The sequence below is a fragment of the Mycobacterium sp. NPDC049093 genome (assembly GCF_040704635.1).
In the GTDB taxonomy this organism is placed as follows: domain Bacteria; phylum Actinomycetota; class Actinomycetes; order Mycobacteriales; family Mycobacteriaceae; genus Mycobacterium.
On the sequence record NZ_JBEZJS010000002.1, the window covers coordinates 1 to 18,227 of the forward strand.

Consider the following 18,227-nt stretch of genomic DNA (forward strand, 5'->3'; position numbering starts at 1 on the left):
CACGGACTCAGCCCCACCGAGTTCGCCCTACAGTGGACCACGACCCACCAACCCCAAGCCGCATAGCGACTGGACCAGTAATCGGGTCCCCCTCACCAGCCCACGACGACACCCCTCCTACACAGCTCGACGGATTGCCCCGGATCTTGGGCCTGCGGGCGAACACACTCAGCGACGACCAGGGCACCGCGCTAGATGATCCCGACTCGGCCGAACCACTGGATCTACCAGATGCTGACCTGTCCGAGGAATCCTTATCGGTCACTGTGGTGCCAGTCCAACCCGACGAGTTCGTGTGCTCGCGATGCCTGCTTGTCCAGCACCGTAATCGTCTCGTCTGGGTGGACAACCATCCGGTGTGCGCAGACTGTCTCTAGCCCACTTTCCAACTTCCACCCTCCACTTTCCCATCAGCAGCGCCCTGCGGCTGTGATTCCATCAACGAGGGGACAGGCGAACGGTGCCTGCGATCTACGCTTGCCCACGGACTCAGAAGCGAATGACCTCCGCCCTCAGCATTGCGGCGCGCCTCGTCGCGGTCGCGCTGATGGCGTGCTCGGCGCTCGCGTTTCCATCACCGACCGCAGCCTCAGACCCGTGCCCGCACACCGAACTGATATTCGCGCGTGGAACATTCGAGGCCCCGGCACCGGGAGCGTGGGGCAGGCCTTTGCCGATGCGCTCAGATCAAGACTCGGGCCTGCAAACCTGGTGGTGCATTCCGTCGATTACCCAGTGTCACTGGACTTCGCCACGGCCGCCCAGCTCGATGTGCTTGTCCGGCAGCCCAATCCGGCGCTAGCCCCAACCATTCCATTCCGCTCCGAACCCTCCTTCGCCGCCCTGTGCGGGGCCGCTCCGGTACCGGCGTCCTCGGGCAAGTTCACCCGCCACCACCTGTCCCGCGGCGACGACCGAGCAGCTAACAGAGCCCTCTACCTAATGGCGCTGATCCGCATGTCGGCTCACCCGCAAACCCGCGCCTTCGTCGCACGCCAGCTGGCCGACGGCCGCACTAAGAACGAGATCCTGCGGCTGCTCAAGCGCTCCATCTCCCGCGAGATCTTCAAACTTCTGACCCGCCCCCGTGCCCGTGCCCGTGCCCGTGCCCGTGCCCGTGCCCGTCGACGACTACTACGGCGACCTGCGGCCCGCACGGCAGGCTAGGAACCTCACCCTGGCCACCGTGGCCGCCCACTTCGGTGTTCCGACCATCACTATCTCCCGGCTCGAACGCGGACGCCAACGTAACCAAACCCTCGCCGACAATACCGACAGTGGCTCACCACCGCTTGACTCCTAACACCAATAGCGCTGCTTTGAGGAGAGGGTCTCTGCCGGCGACGCACAAAGCTAGTAGGACCGCAGATCCCTCGCGTGCACGGCTTGATCTCCTTGCGCCCTCAGCAAGACGACTTCAATTCGCCCTCGTTGCTGCCACGGAACCAACTGTCCCACCAACGTAGGACAAACCATCGGCCAAGCCGCTGGTGACCCCGAACGTTCGTAGGCCCGCTCAACTAAGTATGGATTCGTAGGTAGCCAACCTTAACGACGATCGCAGAGTGCGATATCTGAGATCTCAACTCGCGTAGCAACGATGTCCGGCGTTCGCGGTGCTTAGACGCAAGGATCTCGGGACGGCTGATTCGTCGGCGTGGTCCGTCTAGAAGCCCTCATCACCACAATGCATGATCGACGCCCGAGGGAAGTACCCTGACTCGAACACATTCCTTGCGCTCAACGAAGCCGGCTTCAGCCCCGAGGGCGCAGGGTTTGTGGGCCGCCGGGCGGGCATAGCCCTAGGACGGAATTCAATTGGGCATCGGTGAATGCCCTTGCGGGCATATGAGTCTGTGCAGGGCGGCGGCGCACACCGTCGAGCATCAATACGACATAACGGCGCCAAAGATCCGGAGCGACCGCACCGGCGTAGTCATTCACCGAACCGGCGAGCATGCCGAGTATCGGGATGTCGGTATGAGAGAGGTCCCGCCGAATACATCCTTGGTCCTTCGCACGCTCCACGACTGCAGCAATAACGCTGATAAGACGTTCACGAGCAGCCGCCGGACAAAACTCCGCGCCACTGACCTCGAATGCCATCTCGCGGAATCCACGGTCCGACGCAGACATCTCACACAACGAGATCAATGCCGATTCCATTGCTGTCCAAGCATCTTCACTTCGATGGGCCGATTCAAGCTTCACTATGCAGTGATCGAGTGCTTCCGCGTATACCTGGTGGATAAGTTCTGACTTCGTCGGGAACCTTCGGTACACGGTCGCCACTCCCACACCGGCGTGGTGCGCAACATCGTTGAGCCCCGGCGACAGCCCCTTTGTCACGAACAACGCCCGCGCAGCTTCGAGGATGCGGCGACGATTGTCCGCGGCATCCCTGCGGAGCGAAACCTGCTTGCCAGCAGACATATTCAGCGTATCTTCCCTTATCCCACCCGTCTGGATCACTGCCGTTCTTCGGTGGCGAATGTTGGCCGTTGGCTGAGTTGCTGCACCAGCCGATATTTCTGCACCTTTCCGGTGGCTGTGGTCGGAAGTTCTTCGGCTTGACGAAAGACCACTGATTTCGGCACCTTGAATCGAGCCAACGCGCTCCGGCAGAAGGACAGCACCTCGTGCTCGGTGATTGTGGACTGCGGTCTCGGGACGACGACCGCACAGCCGATCTCGCCCCATCGGTCGTTGTGGAGCCCGACCACGTACACCTGGCTGATGTCGGGATGTTCGGACAGCACATCCTCTATCTCCTTTGGCATCACCAACTCGCCTCCACTCTTGTAGAGCTCCTTGGTGCGCCCGGTCAGTTGCAGGTATCCGTCGGCACGAACCCGGCCGAGGTCTCCGGAGTGAATCCATCCATCCCGCAGCACTTCTGCGGTATCAGTGGGTCGGTTCCAGTACCGGAGCATCGCAGTCGGGCCCGACGAGACCAACTCTCCGTCGACCCCAGCAGGGAGCACCGCGTCGCACGCGGCGTCCACAGCTCGATAGATCGTGAGGCCGTCGGTACCGCTCGCACCTGCGACGCCGGCGAGTTTCGGTCGGCCCACCGTGTCGGTGAGTGCCTCCACCGGATCTTCGGGTAGTGTCAGCGTCATCGCCCCGCCGGATTCAGTCATGCCGTAGCCGGTGACGATCTCCTGGACGCCGAATTCCGCCTTGAACTGCCGCCACAACCACGCCGGAGCAGGCGCCGATCCGCATAGTACGGCGTTGAGCGAGCTCAAGTCATAGTCCCCGCGAACGGGGCTTTCCACCATGGACACCGCCATAGTAGGTACACAAAGGATGTCGGTTGCGCGGTGACGCTCGATTTCGCGGAAGTAGTTCTCTGGAGTGAACTTCGGCTGCAGGATGACCGCTCCGCCCACGCACATTGCGGACAGCAATCCCTCAATGTAGCCGAACATGTGATAGCAGGGCAGAGAGAAGAGGATTCGGCGACCTTGCTCATAGGCGCGGGTCAGTGCGGACGCATAGGCCGTTCGCAAGACCGCATCATGCGACAACAGAACACCTTTGGGCGACCCCGTGGTACCGGAGGTATAGAGCAGGTCGCCGGCTGCAGCAGGATCCACGACGGGCCACTCACTCGCCGCATCATCTATCGCGTCGATTTCTGCCATTTGCTGCAACTGAAGTGCGCCCGTCCGCGGCACGCCGCCGGTATCCAAGAGCACAACGTGACGCAATTCCGGGACCTCATCAGATTCCGGCGCTCGGCCTGTGAAGCCGGCGCGGTCCCAACCGGGCGCGACACTGTCGAGAGTCTGTTGGTAATCCTGATCGCTGAACCGGGTCATCGTAATCAGGACACAGCAGCCGGAATCCGCCAGGACATAGGCCAGTTCCCGCTCACGGTAAAGGTAGTTGAACGGCACGGCGATGGCCCCGAGACGCGCGATGGCGAACTTGACCGATACGAATTCTGGATAGTTGGCCATCATCATCCCGACGCGATCACCGGACCGAACCCCGAGGGCGTGCAGGCCCCTGGCGAGATCACGTGATCTCGCCGCGACGTTGCCGTAGCTCCAAGCTGTGTGGTCGGTCAGAACGAAAGGCCGAGACGCATATTCCGACGAGCACCGGTCCAGCCATTCCGCCAGAGACACGCTCTGCCAAGTGGGGAACCGATCCCGCAGCGACTGACGTCGGGAGTCGATCGATGCGGCAGCCGTCATGACGGACCGACGCTCGGCGCAGAGACCTCCATGCCGACTAGGGGTCGGAATGGCGATCGCCAGTAATCGATCATGGTGGCCTCCCGAGGTCGAGAGTCAGGACGAGGCCTGACGGGCGGACAACTGCACTACGTCATCATAATTTAATCTATAATAAAGTTTGATTGCGGAGAAGGCTTCTCTACTCACACTGGACCTTCCCGGCCCACGCTACAAAGTCGACTCCTGGAGTGCGCCGATCCTGGCCAAGTCAGCACGGAGTCCGTCGATGACGATGCTTACCCCGTACCGGAAAGCAGCATCGTCCGATACCTCCTGCCCCGCTTCACCCGCCTCCGAACTCAGCGGCTGCCACAGTGTGGCGCCGCCAACCGCCGAGGAGCCGAGGAGCCGAGGATCAAGTTCAGCAGCACGGCCAACGCTCGGTGCGCGACATCACAGGGAAAGCTGGCGTCGCACAGGGCGGAGACGAACCGTCCTCGCCGGATGAACTGTCCGGGTTTCACCGACAAGCCGGTCAGCGTCAGCGTCACCAGATTGGGGTGCTGCCGACAGATCTCGTACAGTTCGGTTGCTGTGTCTCGGATCTGATCCTCCCAGGAATCGCCCCGGAGCGACAGAATCTGCTGTTGATCGAATGCCAATTCACAGGCGGCTCCGAATTATTCCTGCTTATTGCGGACGTACCCGTAGATCGTCATAGTTGCGACGCCCAGTGGCTCTGCGAGTTTCCGCATGCTGCCACAAGCCGCAGTGCTCGCATGGGTCGCTTCCCACCTGCCCCGGCCGATCTGGTTCCGGTTATGCGGGTTGATGACGAAGTGACCGCGGCCGTACCCGCCGGGGTAGGTATACCAAGCGCACGCCGAGACCATCTGCCAAAGTAGGTTGCGTTCAATATTCGAATATTGATTAAATATCGACAACGGGCCCGCCCTGGACTGCCGACAGATCGAATAGCTCCGTCACAGAGACTTTTTCAGGTGCCAGGCCACCCTGTACACGATACGGAGGTACGCCATGATTACTTCTCCCAGAACCAATCCGCGCGATGTCCTCGTATGACAGCGCACGCGTCGGGTGGTCCCTACTTCGACGAACTCACCCGGAACACCGTGTTCGATTGGGCGCCTGCACTGACGCTGACCTCTGGCGGCGCCGCCTTACATCAAGCCATACTGGGAGATCGTCTACGCCTACCCCTCGATCGTGAACTCAGTCGCGCAGTCACCGGACAGTTATCGGTAGTTGCGCATCCGGCTTATGTGTGCGACGTGGCGATCGGCCAATCGACGCTGGCAACGCAACGAGTGAAGGCCAACCTCTTCTATCGTGGCCTGCGATTTCACCGCTTCCCGGCGATCGGCGACTCGCTTTACACGCGGACCGAAGTCGTAGGGCTCAAGCAGAACTCGACCAAACCCGGTAGGCCGTCGACTGGTCTGGCCGCTCTGCGCATCACGACGCTCGATCAGGCCGAGCGCCTGGTGCTGGACTTCCACCGCTGTGCGATGCTTCCGCTGAGCGACGACTCGATCCAAACGGGCTACAACGATGACCTGTCTGGGATCGGGACCGAGTCGCCGGCCGATCCGGGAAACCCCATCGCCGGCTGGCGCACCGAGGAGTTCCGCCGGAGAGCAACACGACCGGACTTCTCGCCGGAATTGACGGGTACCACCTTGCGCAGCACCGCAGATGTCGTCAGCAGCGCAACCGAACTGGCGCGGCTCACTCTCAACATCGCGGCTACCCATCATGACTCTCGAATCGCCGGTCAACGTCTCGTCTACGGCGGGCATACGATCGGCCTCGCCCTGGCCCAGGCGACCCGCTTGCTACCCAATCTGGTCACGGTGCTCGGTTGGCAGTCGTGCGATCATTCAGGCCCGGTGCACGAAGGTGACACGCTGTACAGCGACCTCGTTGTGGAAGACGCGATGGCCCTGGCCGGCGATCGTGGCACCGTCCTGAACCTCAGATCGGTCGTCTATGCCGCCGACGAGGGTGCGGACCGACAAGTCCTCGACTGGAAGTTTACTGCCCTGCACTTCTGACCGTCCCGACTTCGACGCACGGGAATGCACGCGCGACCAACCACCACTCCATCTTCGGCTGCCGCAACGACACAGCCGCTCCACAGACGGGACAATCATGCACATCTTCGAATCCTTGGGTGAACTGGCCGACACCAAGGGGGAACCACTCGGAACCAGTGAGTGGATGCTGTTGACACAGAACGAAATCGATCGGTTCGCCGAAGCGACCGGAGATTCCCAGTGGATTCACGTCGATCCCGTCCGCGCTGCGACCGGACCATTCGGCACCACGATCGCGCACGGCTTTCTGACGTTGGCACTCCTGCCACAGATCTGGCATCAGATCTACGAAGTGCGGGGCGTCCGGTTCGCCGTCAATTACGGTCTCAACCGAGTGCGTTTCCCCGCGCCGGTGCCGGTCGATTCCCGTGTTCGCGGCACCAGCACCGTCACCGATGTCATCGAGGTGGCGCGGAATACTACCGCAGTGACGTTGTCGACGACCATAGAGGCGATGGGCTCGGCCAAACCGGTGTGCATAGCTGAGAGCATCGTCCGCTACACCGGGTGAGCAAAGGCTCCGGTGACCACCCAGAGCTAGCTAGACTGTGATGCCTGCCGTCTTGAGTATGCGGCGGGCCCGGGCGATCACCGGGGCGTCGATCATCTTTCCGTCTACCACCGCGACACCTTGATCGTTCACCTCGGCGAGAATTCTGTACGCCCAACGCACTTCGGACTCGTCCGGGGCGAAGCCCGCGTTCACGGCAGCGACCTGTTTTGGGTGAATGCACAATTTTCCACCGAAGCCGAGGCCGCTGGCGTGTTCGATGTCAGCTCTCAGCGCATCGGGACTGCTGACATCGCCGGTGACGCCGTCCAATGGCGGTGCAATTTTCGCGGATGCGCAAGCCAGCACGAGCGCGCTGCGCGCGAACAGAAAAGCCTCCTGACGCTCCGGAGCGACCCCGATCTCTGCGCCAAGATCGAAACTGCCGAAAGCAACCCGAGTTACCCCAATACCCGAACAAATTTCGCGCGCGGCCAAGACCGCAGCTGAGGACTCGATGAGTGGTATCAAGTCCGCGTCGTCGCGCAGATGTCGCCAAACGACCTCGACATCGGTTACGGATTCCACCTTCGGGATCATGACGGGGCACCCGTGTCTCCGAACCATGTCGAGGTCTTGTGCATGCCAGTCCGTGTCGCGGGCATTGACACGAACCACCCCGACGTTGCCATCACCCAGCCATCCGTCCACATGAGAACGAGCTTCCGACTTGTCGGCGGGCGCCACCGCATCCTCGAGATCCAGCACGATGCCGTCGGCGCCGGCTTCGGCGGCCTTCCTGAATCGTTCGGGCCGCGTCCCCGGAACGAACAGTAAGCTCCGCGCCGTCGTCAGATCGCGCATCGAATCTCCCATCGAGGTCGAGGATCCTCTCGCCAGCAGTCACTTTGACTAACCGGTCGAGCATCATTTAATCTCGATTAAATACTGCCACATCACCGGTTCACCCAGTCGAGGAAGTTGCCACGATGCCCGCACCCCTGTCCAACGAAGAGGCTTTCCTGGTCGAGACGGTGCGGGCCTTCGTCGATCGGGATGTGAAGCCGACCGTGCAGGAGGTCGAGCACGCGAACGAATATCCCGAGCGCTGGATCGAGCAGATGAAGCAGATCGGGATCTTCGGCTTGGCGGTGCCAGAGTCCTACGGCGGTAGCCCCGTGTCGATGCCTTGCTACGCGCGGGTGACCCAGGAACTCGCTCGAGGGTGGATGAGCCTGGCCGGCGCGATGGGCGGACACACCGTTGTGGCCAAACTGCTCACGCAGTTCGGGACCGAGGAACAGAAGCAGACCTATCTGCCGAAGATGGCCACCGGAGAGATCCGCGCGACGATGGCGTTGACCGAACCCGGTGGCGGGTCGGATCTGCAGGCCATGACCACCGTCGCGAAGACCGACGGGACCGACCTGGTGATCACCGGCGCCAAGACGTGGATCTCGAATGCGCGGCGCTCGGATCTGATCGCGCTGTTGTGCAAGACCGACCCGAACGCCGTCCCGAAGCACAAGGGCATCTCCGTCGTGCTGGTCACACACGGGCCCGGGCTGACGGTGTCGAGGGATCTGCCCAAGCTGGGCTACAAGGGCGTCGAGTCGTGTGAGCTAGCGTTCGACGGGTACCGCGTCTGCGCGTCGGCGATTCTGGGTGCGCAGCCGGGCAAGGGCTTCGGGCAGATGATGAAAGGGCTGGAGACAGGTCGTATCCAGGTGGCTTCACGGGCATTGGGGGTGGCGACGGCGGCGTTGGAAGATTCTCTGGCCTATGCCCAGCAACGGGAGAGTTTCGGGGCGCCAATCTGGAAGCACCAGTCGGTCGGCAACTACCTGGCCGACATGGCCACCAAGCTGACCGCGGCCCGCCAGCTCACCTGGTACGCCGCAGAGAAGTACGACAGCGGGGAGCGTTGCGATATGGAAGCCGGCATGGCCAAACTGTTCGCCTCCGAGGTCGCCATGGAGATCGCGCTCAACGCGGTGCGCATCCACGGCGGTTACGGGTACTCCACCGAATACGACGTTGAACGCTACTTCCGCGACGCCCCACTGATGATCGTCGGCGAGGGTACCAACGAGATCCAGCGGAACGTCATCGCGTCACAACTCGTATCCCGCGGCAGCATCTGAGCGGGTCTAGCGCGAGCCGGACCCCGCAACCACAGACGGCTGTGAATATAATTGAAGAATGACTAGAAAACCGGCGAACGCTGCGAACGGTGCTGCGCCGGATTCGGACACCAAGGCGGCTCGGACTCGCGCGCGAATTCTTGATGCCGCAGCACACGTCCTGAGCGTCAAAGGCTACGCCGGCACCCGACTGACCGACGTCGCCGAGTTCGCCGAAATCCAGGCTCCCGCGATCTACTACTATTTTTCGTCCAGAGAAGAGTTGATCGAGGAGGTCATGTTCTCCGGAATCGGCGAGATGCGCCGACACCTGAAAAGCATCCTCGACGATCTGCCACCCGAAATCTCGCCAATGGACAAAATACTGGCGGCAGTTGAGGCCCACCTTCGCCACGAACTCGAATTATCCGATTACACCACCGCATCCATCCGAAACTCAGGGCAGATTCCCGAGCACCTCCGCACCCGCCAGCGTAAAGAAGAAGCGGCCTACGGGCGTGCCTGGCGGCGGTTGTTCGACGACGCGTTGGAGGCCAAACAGCTCAACCCCGAGCTGGATGCCAAAACTGCGCAGCTGCTGGTACTGGGCGCGCTGAACTGGGCGGCAGAATGGTTCGACTCTCGCAAGTTCACGGTCGACGCCGTGGTGCGCAATGCCCAGATCCTGGTACGCAACGGACTGCAGAACGACGACCGAGCCTGACCAGAAGCTAGTCGAATAATCCGGCCAGGAGCGTTCCGCGCCGGTCCCAATCGCAGTCACGTAGATCGGCGTAGCCGCGCTCGGTCACAACGATGTCGACATCATGGGCCGGGGTCGACGCCGGGCGGCTCAACCTGTCGACGAACGGCGATCGGCCCTTAAACCTCGATTCAACGGCGATAATCGACAATCCACCAGGACTCGATCGACCAGCGCAGCAGAAGTCCGGATGCCCCCCGATTCCCCCGACGACCCGGTCGCTGACGCCTTCGACGTTGACCTGCCCGTACCGGTCGATTTCGATCGCCGTGTTCACCGCGATGAACGGCTCGCCACGAGACAGTCTGGTCAGATCGTGACTGTAGTCGATACCGCGAAGTATCGGACGCCCTTCAGCCCATTCGTAGAGCACCTCGGACCCGATCAAATAGGTCGCCGACGGCACGCCCAACAGCTTGCCCCGCCGATCCAGCTCGACGACGGCATCGGTGAGCAAGCCGGTGTCGAGACGAATCGGTACCGCACACCTGCGCATCAGCGCAGCGCCCAGCTGTCCCGGCCCATATTGCAACCGCGCACCCTCGGGTACGAATCGCAAGACCTGATCAGCCAATTCGTCGTGAACGGCGTCCGGTTCACGCTGTGGCACTATGGCAGGGCCTTCGCCGGTCCGCCCCACCACGGTCACCATCGCAGGGACCACCGGCGTCTCCGCGCTCGCCATCGGACCGGCGTCATCGACAAGGGCCAGCACCGGCACTCCGGCGTCCATTAGCCCCCGCTGCCACGACACCTCGGTGCCGAAATACAGCAATCCTGCTCGTTCCACCAACCGCGTAATCAGCAGATTCGGCCGCAGCACCTCAGCCAGCAACGCCGGCATCGCAGACAGGCTCACGGGCAGAAAGCGGGCTCGATCGTCGCCCAGGACGCTACGAGCTCCCCAACCCGGCATTAGAACGACGACGTCGGCGAAATCGGCTGGATTCAGGTCCAGCGGTGCCTGCGGTACCCAACCCAGGATCAAGCGGACACCCCCGACGTCACGCGCCACATTGCCGAGCATCCGACAGATCGCGGCGCCCTCGGCGTTCGTACGGAGCGCACCGACACCGTCGCCCAGTGCGACGGTGGTCCCAGGCTTGATGATTCGCCTGAGCGCCCCTTCCGTATCACTTGCCGTGGTCGTCGGGTTCGTACTGTGAGCGCGCACCGATGCCTACTCTTCCGATGTTCTAAACCCGCGCAACTCCTCACGAACGCTTCCGCGGCGACATCGGCGCGGAAATCCGTGGGGACGGCTGGCGAGAAAGCCCTGAAAACCAACGCCGCACAGACGGCATACCAAGTGTGGCCGTCTAACTAATTTTAATGTAATATAAATTCGACGGATCGTCCACCCCCGCAAGCCGCAGCTCCACGCACAGGTCGGCCGAGTTGCGTCAACGTACCGAGATCGACCACGCGCGGACTGGGCGCCCCACCCGTCGCGCCTTCCCGGAGGTGGTGTCCGACGCCATGCAGTCCCGCGTTGAAGCAGAGTCGAAATCCGCGCAGACCCGCGCACGCATTGTGGACGCCGCGGCGTACATCCTCAGCCGTAGTGGCTACGCGGCGTTTCGACTTGCCGATGTTGCCCAGCAGGCAGAAGTACGAACGCCGGCCATCTACTACTACTTCCAGTCCCGTGATGAACTCATCGCAGAAGTGCTTCGAGTCGGAATCGCCCAAACGCGTGAACACGTCCGCTCCACGCTGGCCAAGTTGCCATCCGAGGCCCATCCGATGGACAGACTGATCTCCGCAGTGCATGCACACCTGGTGTACCTGCTCGACCTCTCCGATTACGCCACCGCCTTCATCCGCAATGCGCGACAGGTTCCTGCGGAAGTACGCAGGAACGCCATCCACGAAGAGGAGCTCTACGGGTATTTGTGGCAGGACCTCTTCGGCTGCCTCGCCGAGTCACTGGACCCCGAGCTAAGAGACGAACTTCGAGTCACTCAGCTGTTGATTCTCGGCGCCCTCAACTGGACGGCCGAGTGGCGCAATGTGGGGATGCTTGCCGTGGACGAAACCATAAACGCAGCCATGATATTCGTCCGCAAGTCGCTGTCCGGGTACGCCACCGACGGCACACTCGCACCGTCGTGAACGAGGGAGCCGAAGGTTGCACTGAAAAAATCTTGGCCCAGATTTTTGATTCTATGTTAAATTCTACGGGTGACTGAGGCTTATATTGTTGACGCGATCCGCACCCCGGTGGGTAAGCGCGGAGGCGGTCTTTCAGAAGTTCACCCTGCCGATATGGCCGCCCATGTGATCAAGACTTTGGTGAGCCGCCACGATGTAGATCCCGCGGCGATCGATGACGTGATCCTCGGTTGCCTGGACAACATCGGATCTCAAGCCGGTGACATCGCGCGTACTGCCGCACTAGCAGCGGGCCTGCCCGAGTCGGTCCCGGGAGTGACGATTGATCGACAGTGCGGATCCGCCCAGCAGGCCGTGCATTTCGCCGCACAGGGCGTGATGAGTGGCACTGCCGAACTGATCGTCGCCGGCGGTGTCCAGAAGATGAGTCAATACCCGATACTCTGCGCCTTCACGGCGGGAGAACCATACGGATCCTCCGATCCTTGGACGGGATCACACGGCTGGTACGAGCGCTACGGCGACGAGGAAATCTCCCAGTTCCGTGGTGCCGAGTTCATCGCCGCCAAATGGCAACTCTCTCGCGAGGACAATGAGCGTTTCGCCCTGACCAGCCACCAGCGCGCAGCTGCGGCGATCGCCGCCGGCCGATTCGACCGCGAGATCACCCCATTCGCGGGTGTGAGCACCGATGAAGGTCCCCGGCCCGATACCTCGCTGGAGAAGATGGCGAAGTTGCCGACACTCGTCGACGGTGGAGTCCTGACGGCAGCGGCGGCCAGCCAGATCTCGGATGGTGCAGCCGCCCTGTTGATTGCGTCGAAGTCCGCTGTCGATCGGTTCGGCTTGACCCCCCGGGCGCGCATACATCACCTGTCTGTCCGCGGCGCGAATCCGGTGGAAGTGCTCACAGCTCCCATTCCCGCCACTCAACATGCCCTGAAACGCGCCGGATTGTCGATCGATGACATCGACGTCGTCGAAATCAACGAGGCCTTCTCGTCGGTGGTGCTGGCGTGGTTGAAGGAGTTGGGCGCCGATCCAGCGAAGGTCAACCCCAACGGCGGCGCAATCGCGCTCGGCCATCCCATCGGCTGCACCGGCGCACGCCTGATGACCTCGATGTTGCACGAACTCGAACGCACAGGTGGCCGGTACGGCCTCCAGACGATGTGCGAGGGCGGCGGGCAGGCGAACGTCACGATCATTGAAAGGCTTTGAGGTGAAGCGCGTTTTCTACACCGAAGATCACGAGGCATACCGGGAGACAGTCCGGGAGTTCCTTGCCCGCGAGGTCGTCCCATTCCACGAAGAATGGGACCGTGAGCGTTGGATCGAACGATCTGTGTTCGCGCGAGCCGCCAAAGCCGGCATCTATGCCCTCAACGTCGGCGAGGAATTCGGCGGAGCCGACGAGCAGGATTACCGGTACCGCATGATCGTCTGCGAGGAAGCCGCTAGGGCCAACGCTTCCTCGTTCGGTTTGACGGTCAGTCTGCAGGATGACCTCGTCTTGCACTACCTCACCGACCTCACCAACGATGAGCAGAAGCACCGGTGGCTTCCTGGGTTCACCGCGGGCGAACTCATCGGCGCGCTGGCGATGACAGAACCCGGCGCAGGCAGCGACCTTCGTGGCATCCGCACCACAGCACGGCGCGACGGGGATCGCTGGATTCTCAACGGGCAGAAGACGTTCATCTCGAGCGGCATCATGGCGGACCTCGTCATCGTGGCGGCCAAGACCGGGCAGCACAACGGATCTGATGTCTTCAGCCTGTTCGTCGTCGAACAGGACACACCGGGATTCGAACGCGGCCGCAAGTTGGAGAAGATCGGCCTGCCTGCCCAGGACACCGCCGAGCTCTTCTTCCGCGATGCCACAGTTCCGGCCGAGAACCTACTCGGCGAAGAGGGCCGTGGGCTGCACTACTTGATGAGTCATCTTCCGCGAGAGCGACTTGGTGTGTCAGCGATGGCCATGGCCACAACACGCGCGATTTTCGACCAAACGCTGGACTACTGTCGTCAGCGCGAGGCGTTCGGCGCGCCTTTGACGGCCAAACAGCACGTTCGGTTCGAGCTTGCCGATATGTCCACCGAGATCGACATCGTTCAGACATACGTGGACCAGTCAGTCCTCGCCTACAACGCGAATGAACTCACACCGATCGATGCGGCCAAGGGCAAGTGGTACGTCAGTGAATTGCAGAAGCGAGTAATCGACCGTTGCCTTCAGCTGCACGGCGGATATGGATACATGACCGAGTATCCCGTGGCTCGGGCGTTCGTCGATACGCGCGTCCAGACCATTTACGGGGGAACCACCGAGATCATGAAAGAGATCATCGGGCGAGATCTCGCCGCACCGCACTGACATCAATTCATCACCGATCCAAAGAATTCCCCCAATACCTCCAGGGCATTGGGGGAATTCTTTGTCTGACAAGCGTCCCTTGAACACTCAGCTCGTCGTCATGGCGCTGAGGAAATCACTCACCTGCACGAACTTGACCCGAGGCCGCGCCAGCGACATGCCGTTCGCCTTCTCAGCACGGTCGATCGCCTGCCATCCCCTCCAGGTCACAACCTGGACCGCGCGGGCGGCGAGCAGCTCGTCGATACCAGATGTGGGCATGTTCGGCTGCTTCAGCAGACCCTCGTGGTGATCCGACATCAGCTGTGTCACCGTCTCCTCGGCGCAGGCACGGTTGGTGCCGATGACGCCGCTGGGTCCGCGCTTGATCCAGCCCGTGGCATAGATGCCCACCGCAGGGGCGTCATCGTCGCCGACGACGCGACCATCGTTGTTGGGGACAATGCCGCGGGTCGCGTCGAAGGGTACGCCGGGGATCGCGTTTCCCCGATAGCCGATGGCGCGCACCACCATCGGAGCGGAAATGACCTCGCCATCGGTGACTTCCAGGCCCTCAACCCGTTGCTCGCCGACGATGCGCACTGATGCAGTGGAGAACCGCATGACGATTCGCTTGTTGCCGGGAGTCACAGACTCGCGCATCACTTCTTGTGCGACGTCATATTTCAGGGCCCCCTCGCTGTTGTCATCGGGCCGCCTGCCGAGATCGCCCTCGATCACCACATCGACGCCGACGAGCTGCCGAAGCGCCATGAATTCACCGATGGAGAAGGACGCATCGGCGATCCCCCGTCGGCCTAGTACGACGACCTCCTCGATGCCGGACTCGGCGAGTCGCTCCAGGGCCGGATCGGCGATATCGGTGTCCGCCAGAGCCCGCGCGCCGATGGTCAGCACTCGGGCGACGTCCAGAGCGACATTGCCGTTGCCGATGACGACGGCACGTGGTCCAGTCAGATCGATTGCCTCGTCGATGTGGTCGGGGTGGCCGTTGTACCAGGCCACGACGTCGGCGGCGGCGTGGCAGCCGTCCATCTCCTCGCCGGGAATGCCCAGAGAACGACTCCCTGAAGCGCCCACTGCGTATATGACGGCATGGTGCCGTTGCACGAGTTCGTCATGGGTCAGATCACGTCCGATTTCGACATTGAAGTAGCACTTCACATTCGGGCTAGACAACCCTGCCTTGAGGGTATCGACCACTCCCTTCGTCCGTTGATGGTCGGGGGCGACCCCGTACCGGACAAGTCCGAACGGGGATGGGAGTCGTTCGAACACGTTGATCTCGGCGCCGCCGATCCGCGCGAGCGCGGACACCGCGTAACATGCCGCCGGGCCGGCGCCGACCACCGCGACGCGCAGCGAACCCGGTGTCACCGACTCCTTGGGCGGCCGGGAACCGAACTCACGCATCTTCAGCGGGTGGGTCTTGAAATAGTTCGCGTTGATGTCGAGGAAAGGCAGCTGGGTCGGCGGGAGTTCGTCCTCGTGGTAGATCGCATCAACCGGGCACACCTCTTGGCAGGCACCGCAATCCACGCACGACGCTGGATCGATGTACAGCGACTGTGCGGGAGATTCCGCCGACTGCGGCGCCGGGCGAATGCAATCCACCGGGCACACGGGAACGCACGCCGCGTCGGCACAACAATTCTGGGTGATGACGAAGGTCACCGTTTAACTCCTCAAAGACAGTGCAGCAGCGGGACAACTGGAGACGGCTTCCTCGGCCAACGAGCGGTCGGACTCGCCGACTTCCTCGTTCTTGACGTGCGCCTGGCCGTCGTCACCGACCTCGAAGATGTCGGGTGCCGTCATCTCGCACATTCCGATCCCGGCGCATTTCGCACGATCAACAACGGGACGCATCAGAACAGCTTCCGCATGATCTTCAGCGCCGCCTTGCCGTACGGCGGGTAAATGATCGAGGGATCGGGAAACGTCCGTTTGGCGAGCACTGCGCGACGGTGCGACAGCCGCTCAAATCCCCACCTGCCATGGTAGTCGCCCATACCGCTGGCTCCCACACCACCGAACGGCAGTTGGGGCACGAGGCAGTGCATCATGATGTGGTTGACGACCGCCCCGCCTGACGGAACGCGATCGACGATCGCGGCTCCCGCTTTTTGGCTGCCCGCGAACACGTACAGCGCCAATGGTTTCGGCCGCTCGTTGACGAACTTCACCGCCGTCTCCTCAGAGTCGACGCTGAGGATGGGAAGGATGGGACCGAAGATCTCCCCGGTCATCACCTGGTCGTCGGGTGACGGATCGATGATCACGGTGGGGGCGATCCGCAGGGACGCCCGGTCGTAGGTCGCGCCGTGCAGCACCTTGCCCGATGTCTCGCGAATCGACGCGACGAGCCGGTCGAATTGCCGGTCGTTGACGATACGCAATGTCGGCGCGTCCTGGAACGCGACGATGCTGGCGACGATCCGGTCAGCGAGTTCGTCGGCGATGGCAGCGTCAGCGAGGACGTAATCGGGTGCGATGCAGGTCTGGCCGGCATTGATCAGTTTGGTGTAGGCCAGCCTGCGCGCCGCCACCTCGATGTCTGCGCCTGCGGTCACGATCACGGGACTCTTGCCGCCAAGTTCGAGAGTCACCGGTGTGAGGGTGGGGGCGGCGGCCGCCATGATCTTGCGGCCGACCTCGGTACCGCCCGTGAAGAACGCGTGGTCGAACCCCTGTGCGAGCAGATTCTGGGTGGTGTCCGCGCCACCCTGGACGACCCTGATCGCGCTGCTGTCAAGATATTTCGGCACCAGAGTGGCGATCAGTTCGGATGTCGCGGGTGCCAACTCCGATGGCTTGATCACCACGCAGTTGCCTGCTGCAACAGCCGCAACCACAGGTGCCATCGCCAGATAGAAGGGGTAGTTCCAGGGACCGATGACCAACACCGTCCCCAGCGGCTCGTATTGCACCCAGCCCCGGCCTGGCAACTGCGCCAGCGGCAGTGACACCCGCTGAGTCCGCATCCACTTCTTCAGATGTCTGCGGGCGAATGCTGCCTCTCCCGCAGTGGAGGCCACGTCCCCGAGCCAGGCTTCCACAGCCGACCTGCCGAGATCGGCTGCCAGTGCCGCAGCGATCTCATGTTCGCGTTCCCTGCACAACGCCTCGATTCCGCGAAGTTGGGCGATCCGCCATTCCGCCGAGCGTGTTCTGCCGGAGGAAAATTCGCGGTGGATCTCGGAACGTAGCAGAGACTCGGTGGTCTGCTCCGGTACTTGAATCGACACCAAGTCTCCTAGATCTCGGGTGCAGGCACTACCCCGGCGGCAACGGCGCCGCTGATGCCACCGTCAATGGCCAGAGCCTGTCCGTTGACCCAGCGGGCTTCGTCGGACGCCAGGAACAAGATCACGTCGGCGATGTCGTCGGGCCGGGCATGCCGGCCGAGCAGATGCTTGAGACCATCGAGGGTGTCCTTACCCATCGTCTCCTCGAAGTCGACCAGGATCGGCGTCTCGACCGGGCCGGGCAGGACTGCGTTGATGCGAAATCCCATCTCCGCGAACGCCAGGCCCATCGACAGCGCGAAGACGGTGCTGACCTCTTTGGAGAAGTTGTAGGCGTTGCCCTGCTGCGGGTTCGCCTTGAACCAGGCGGCACCTTCCTCGAAGGTATCGGTGGCCAGCAGATCTCGGATGGCGTCGAGCCGCAGTGTCCAGCCGAAGCCCGCAGTCGACGACACGATGGTCACCGAGCCGCCCGGACGAAGGCGCTCCAGGAAGGCCTCCGAAAGATGCCTAACTGCAAGGCTGTTGACCGCGACCACCAGATCGGCCGGCGCAGTGCCCGGAATTCCGGCCACATTGAGCAACCCATCGAATAAGCCATCAAGGGCTTCTATCGCGGCGTCGATGCTCTGCGGGTTCGACAGGTCCACTTCGGTGTGCGACGTCACCGCCAGCGACGGGGCGTTGCGGTCGAGGCAGTGCACCTCGGCGCCGGCGTCGAGCAGTCGCTGTGCAACGGCCTGGCCGATACCTGAAGCAGCGCCGGTGACGACGTAGCGCTTGCCAGAGAAATTGGTCATCAGT

Annotated in this window: 19 protein-coding genes; 10 read left to right on the forward strand and 9 right to left on the reverse strand. The window is 62.3% G+C overall.

Annotated elements, in window-relative coordinates; genetic code table 11:
• The first annotated feature begins 32 nt into the window (after positions 1–32).
• From AB0876_RS05605 to AB0876_RS05615, 3 genes are all read left to right on the forward strand, one after another.
• Positions 33–377 (forward strand): DUF4193 family protein, encoded by a 345-nt coding sequence (locus AB0876_RS05605; protein WP_526041909.1) that lies wholly within the window; start codon positions 33–35, stop codon positions 375–377.
• Positions 378–735: 358 nt separating this feature from the next.
• A complete protein-coding gene (locus tag AB0876_RS05610; RefSeq protein ID WP_160117209.1) occupies positions 736–1,167 on the forward strand; it encodes a transposase in 432 nt (143 codons plus the stop codon).
• A gap of 19 nt (positions 1,168–1,186) precedes the next feature.
• A complete protein-coding gene (locus AB0876_RS05615; protein ID WP_234814784.1) occupies positions 1,187–1,303 on the forward strand; it encodes a hypothetical protein in 117 nt (38 codons plus the stop codon).
• A 452-nt stretch (positions 1,304–1,755) separates the two neighbouring features.
• Here the strand turns inward: AB0876_RS05615 and AB0876_RS05620 are convergent, their stop codons facing one another.
• The 3 genes from AB0876_RS05620 to AB0876_RS05630 form a co-directional block, all read right to left on the reverse strand.
• Positions 1,756–2,433, reverse strand: coding sequence for a TetR/AcrR family transcriptional regulator (locus AB0876_RS05620; RefSeq protein WP_526041479.1), 678 nt, complete (start codon positions 2,431–2,433; stop codon positions 1,756–1,758).
• A gap of 35 nt (positions 2,434–2,468) precedes the next feature.
• Positions 2,469–4,208, reverse strand: coding sequence for a class I adenylate-forming enzyme family protein (locus tag AB0876_RS05625; protein ID WP_036446656.1), 1,740 nt, complete (start codon positions 4,206–4,208; stop codon positions 2,469–2,471).
• 341 nt (positions 4,209–4,549) lie between these two features.
• A complete protein-coding gene (locus AB0876_RS05630) occupies positions 4,550–4,852 on the reverse strand; it encodes a TetR/AcrR family transcriptional regulator C-terminal domain-containing protein (protein WP_036446655.1) in 303 nt (100 codons plus the stop codon).
• Between the two features lie 417 nt (positions 4,853–5,269).
• Between AB0876_RS05630 and AB0876_RS05635 the strand changes: the two genes are divergently transcribed.
• Both AB0876_RS05635 and AB0876_RS05640 read left to right on the forward strand, forming a co-directional pair.
• Positions 5,270–6,265, forward strand: coding sequence for a MaoC family dehydratase (locus tag AB0876_RS05635; RefSeq protein WP_036446650.1), 996 nt, complete (start codon positions 5,270–5,272; stop codon positions 6,263–6,265).
• A 97-nt stretch (positions 6,266–6,362) separates the two neighbouring features.
• Positions 6,363–6,818, forward strand: a complete 456-nt coding sequence (locus tag AB0876_RS05640) for a MaoC family dehydratase (RefSeq protein ID WP_036446649.1) — start codon at positions 6,363–6,365, stop codon at positions 6,816–6,818.
• A gap of 30 nt (positions 6,819–6,848) precedes the next feature.
• On the opposite strand, the gene AB0876_RS05645 is transcribed toward AB0876_RS05640, so the two are convergent.
• On the reverse strand, positions 6,849–7,661 hold the full coding sequence (locus AB0876_RS05645; RefSeq protein ID WP_234814786.1) for an HpcH/HpaI aldolase/citrate lyase family protein: 813 nt from the start codon (positions 7,659–7,661) through the stop codon (positions 6,849–6,851).
• Between the two features lie 125 nt (positions 7,662–7,786).
• Here AB0876_RS05645 and AB0876_RS05650 point away from each other — a divergent pair, with 125 nt between their 5' ends.
• Both AB0876_RS05650 and AB0876_RS05655 read left to right on the forward strand, forming a co-directional pair.
• On the forward strand, positions 7,787–8,941 hold the full coding sequence (locus AB0876_RS05650) for an acyl-CoA dehydrogenase family protein (protein WP_135358473.1): 1,155 nt from the start codon (positions 7,787–7,789) through the stop codon (positions 8,939–8,941).
• Positions 8,942–8,999: 58 nt separating this feature from the next.
• Positions 9,000–9,644 carry a TetR/AcrR family transcriptional regulator gene (locus AB0876_RS05655; protein ID WP_135358474.1) on the forward strand — a complete coding sequence of 215 codons (645 nt, stop codon included), beginning with the start codon at positions 9,000–9,002 and terminating at the stop codon, positions 9,642–9,644.
• Between the two features lie 7 nt (positions 9,645–9,651).
• Here AB0876_RS05655 and AB0876_RS05660 read toward each other — a convergent pair whose 3' ends face one another.
• The gene (locus AB0876_RS05660; RefSeq protein WP_135358475.1) at positions 9,652–10,857 is read right to left on the reverse strand and encodes an acetyl-CoA hydrolase/transferase C-terminal domain-containing protein; all 1,206 of its coding nucleotides are present in this window, start codon (positions 10,855–10,857) and stop codon (positions 9,652–9,654) included.
• 293 nt (positions 10,858–11,150) lie between these two features.
• Between AB0876_RS05660 and AB0876_RS05665 the strand changes: the two genes are divergently transcribed.
• The 3 genes from AB0876_RS05665 (at position 11,151) to AB0876_RS05675 (ending at position 14,175) form a co-directional block, all read left to right on the forward strand.
• Positions 11,151–11,798 (forward strand): TetR/AcrR family transcriptional regulator, encoded by a 648-nt coding sequence (locus tag AB0876_RS05665; protein ID WP_135358476.1) that lies wholly within the window; start codon positions 11,151–11,153, stop codon positions 11,796–11,798.
• A gap of 69 nt (positions 11,799–11,867) precedes the next feature.
• Positions 11,868–13,019: an acetyl-CoA C-acetyltransferase gene (locus AB0876_RS05670; protein ID WP_135358477.1), complete on the forward strand. Its 1,152-nt coding sequence runs from the start codon at positions 11,868–11,870 to the stop codon at positions 13,017–13,019.
• A gap of 1 nt (position 13,020) precedes the next feature.
• The gene (locus AB0876_RS05675) at positions 13,021–14,175 is read left to right on the forward strand and encodes an acyl-CoA dehydrogenase family protein (RefSeq protein ID WP_135358478.1); all 1,155 of its coding nucleotides are present in this window, start codon (positions 13,021–13,023) and stop codon (positions 14,173–14,175) included.
• Positions 14,176–14,262: 87 nt separating this feature from the next.
• Here the strand turns inward: AB0876_RS05675 and AB0876_RS05680 are convergent, their stop codons facing one another.
• Genes AB0876_RS05680 through AB0876_RS05695 form a run of 4 tightly spaced genes read right to left on the reverse strand, consistent with a single transcriptional unit; the run spans position 14,263 to position 18,223 of the window.
• Positions 14,263–15,849 (reverse strand): FAD-dependent oxidoreductase, encoded by a 1,587-nt coding sequence (locus tag AB0876_RS05680; protein ID WP_135358479.1) that lies wholly within the window; start codon positions 15,847–15,849, stop codon positions 14,263–14,265.
• A 3-nt stretch (positions 15,850–15,852) separates the two neighbouring features.
• On the reverse strand, positions 15,853–16,044 hold the full coding sequence (locus AB0876_RS05685; RefSeq protein WP_036446641.1) for a ferredoxin: 192 nt from the start codon (positions 16,042–16,044) through the stop codon (positions 15,853–15,855).
• Positions 16,044–17,423 carry an aldehyde dehydrogenase family protein gene (locus AB0876_RS05690; protein ID WP_036450132.1) on the reverse strand — a complete coding sequence of 460 codons (1,380 nt, stop codon included), beginning with the start codon at positions 17,421–17,423 and terminating at the stop codon, positions 16,044–16,046. Before AB0876_RS05690 ends, AB0876_RS05685 begins: the two co-directional genes overlap by 1 nt.
• Before the next feature lie 8 nt (positions 17,424–17,431).
• Complete coding sequence (locus AB0876_RS05695) at positions 17,432–18,223, reverse strand: coniferyl-alcohol dehydrogenase (protein WP_036446640.1); 792 nt, start codon at positions 18,221–18,223, stop codon at positions 17,432–17,434.
• Between the last annotated feature and the right edge of the window lie 4 nt (positions 18,224–18,227).

Bases quoted from the DNA above. Each gene is read 5' to 3' on its own strand.
- AB0876_RS05635 (WP_036446650.1), top strand. From the start codon at position 5,270: ATGACAGCGCACGCGTCGGGTGGTCCCTACTTCGACGAACTCACCCGG.
- AB0876_RS05620 (WP_526041479.1), bottom strand. From the start codon at position 2,433: ATGTCTGCTGGCAAGCAGGTTTCGCTCCGCAGGGATGCCGCGGACAAT.
- AB0876_RS05655 (WP_135358474.1), top strand. From the start codon at position 9,000: ATGACTAGAAAACCGGCGAACGCTGCGAACGGTGCTGCGCCGGATTCG.
- AB0876_RS05695 (WP_036446640.1), bottom strand. From the start codon at position 18,223: ATGACCAATTTCTCTGGCAAGCGCTACGTCGTCACCGGCGCTGCTTCA.
- AB0876_RS05685 (WP_036446641.1), bottom strand. From the start codon at position 16,044: ATGCGTCCCGTTGTTGATCGTGCGAAATGCGCCGGGATCGGAATGTGC.
- AB0876_RS05625 (WP_036446656.1), bottom strand. From the start codon at position 4,208: ATGACGGCTGCCGCATCGATCGACTCCCGACGTCAGTCGCTGCGGGAT.
- AB0876_RS05650 (WP_135358473.1), top strand. From the start codon at position 7,787: ATGCCCGCACCCCTGTCCAACGAAGAGGCTTTCCTGGTCGAGACGGTG.
- AB0876_RS05640 (WP_036446649.1), top strand. From the start codon at position 6,363: ATGCACATCTTCGAATCCTTGGGTGAACTGGCCGACACCAAGGGGGAA.
- AB0876_RS05645 (WP_234814786.1), bottom strand. From the start codon at position 7,661: ATGCGCGATCTGACGACGGCGCGGAGCTTACTGTTCGTTCCGGGGACG.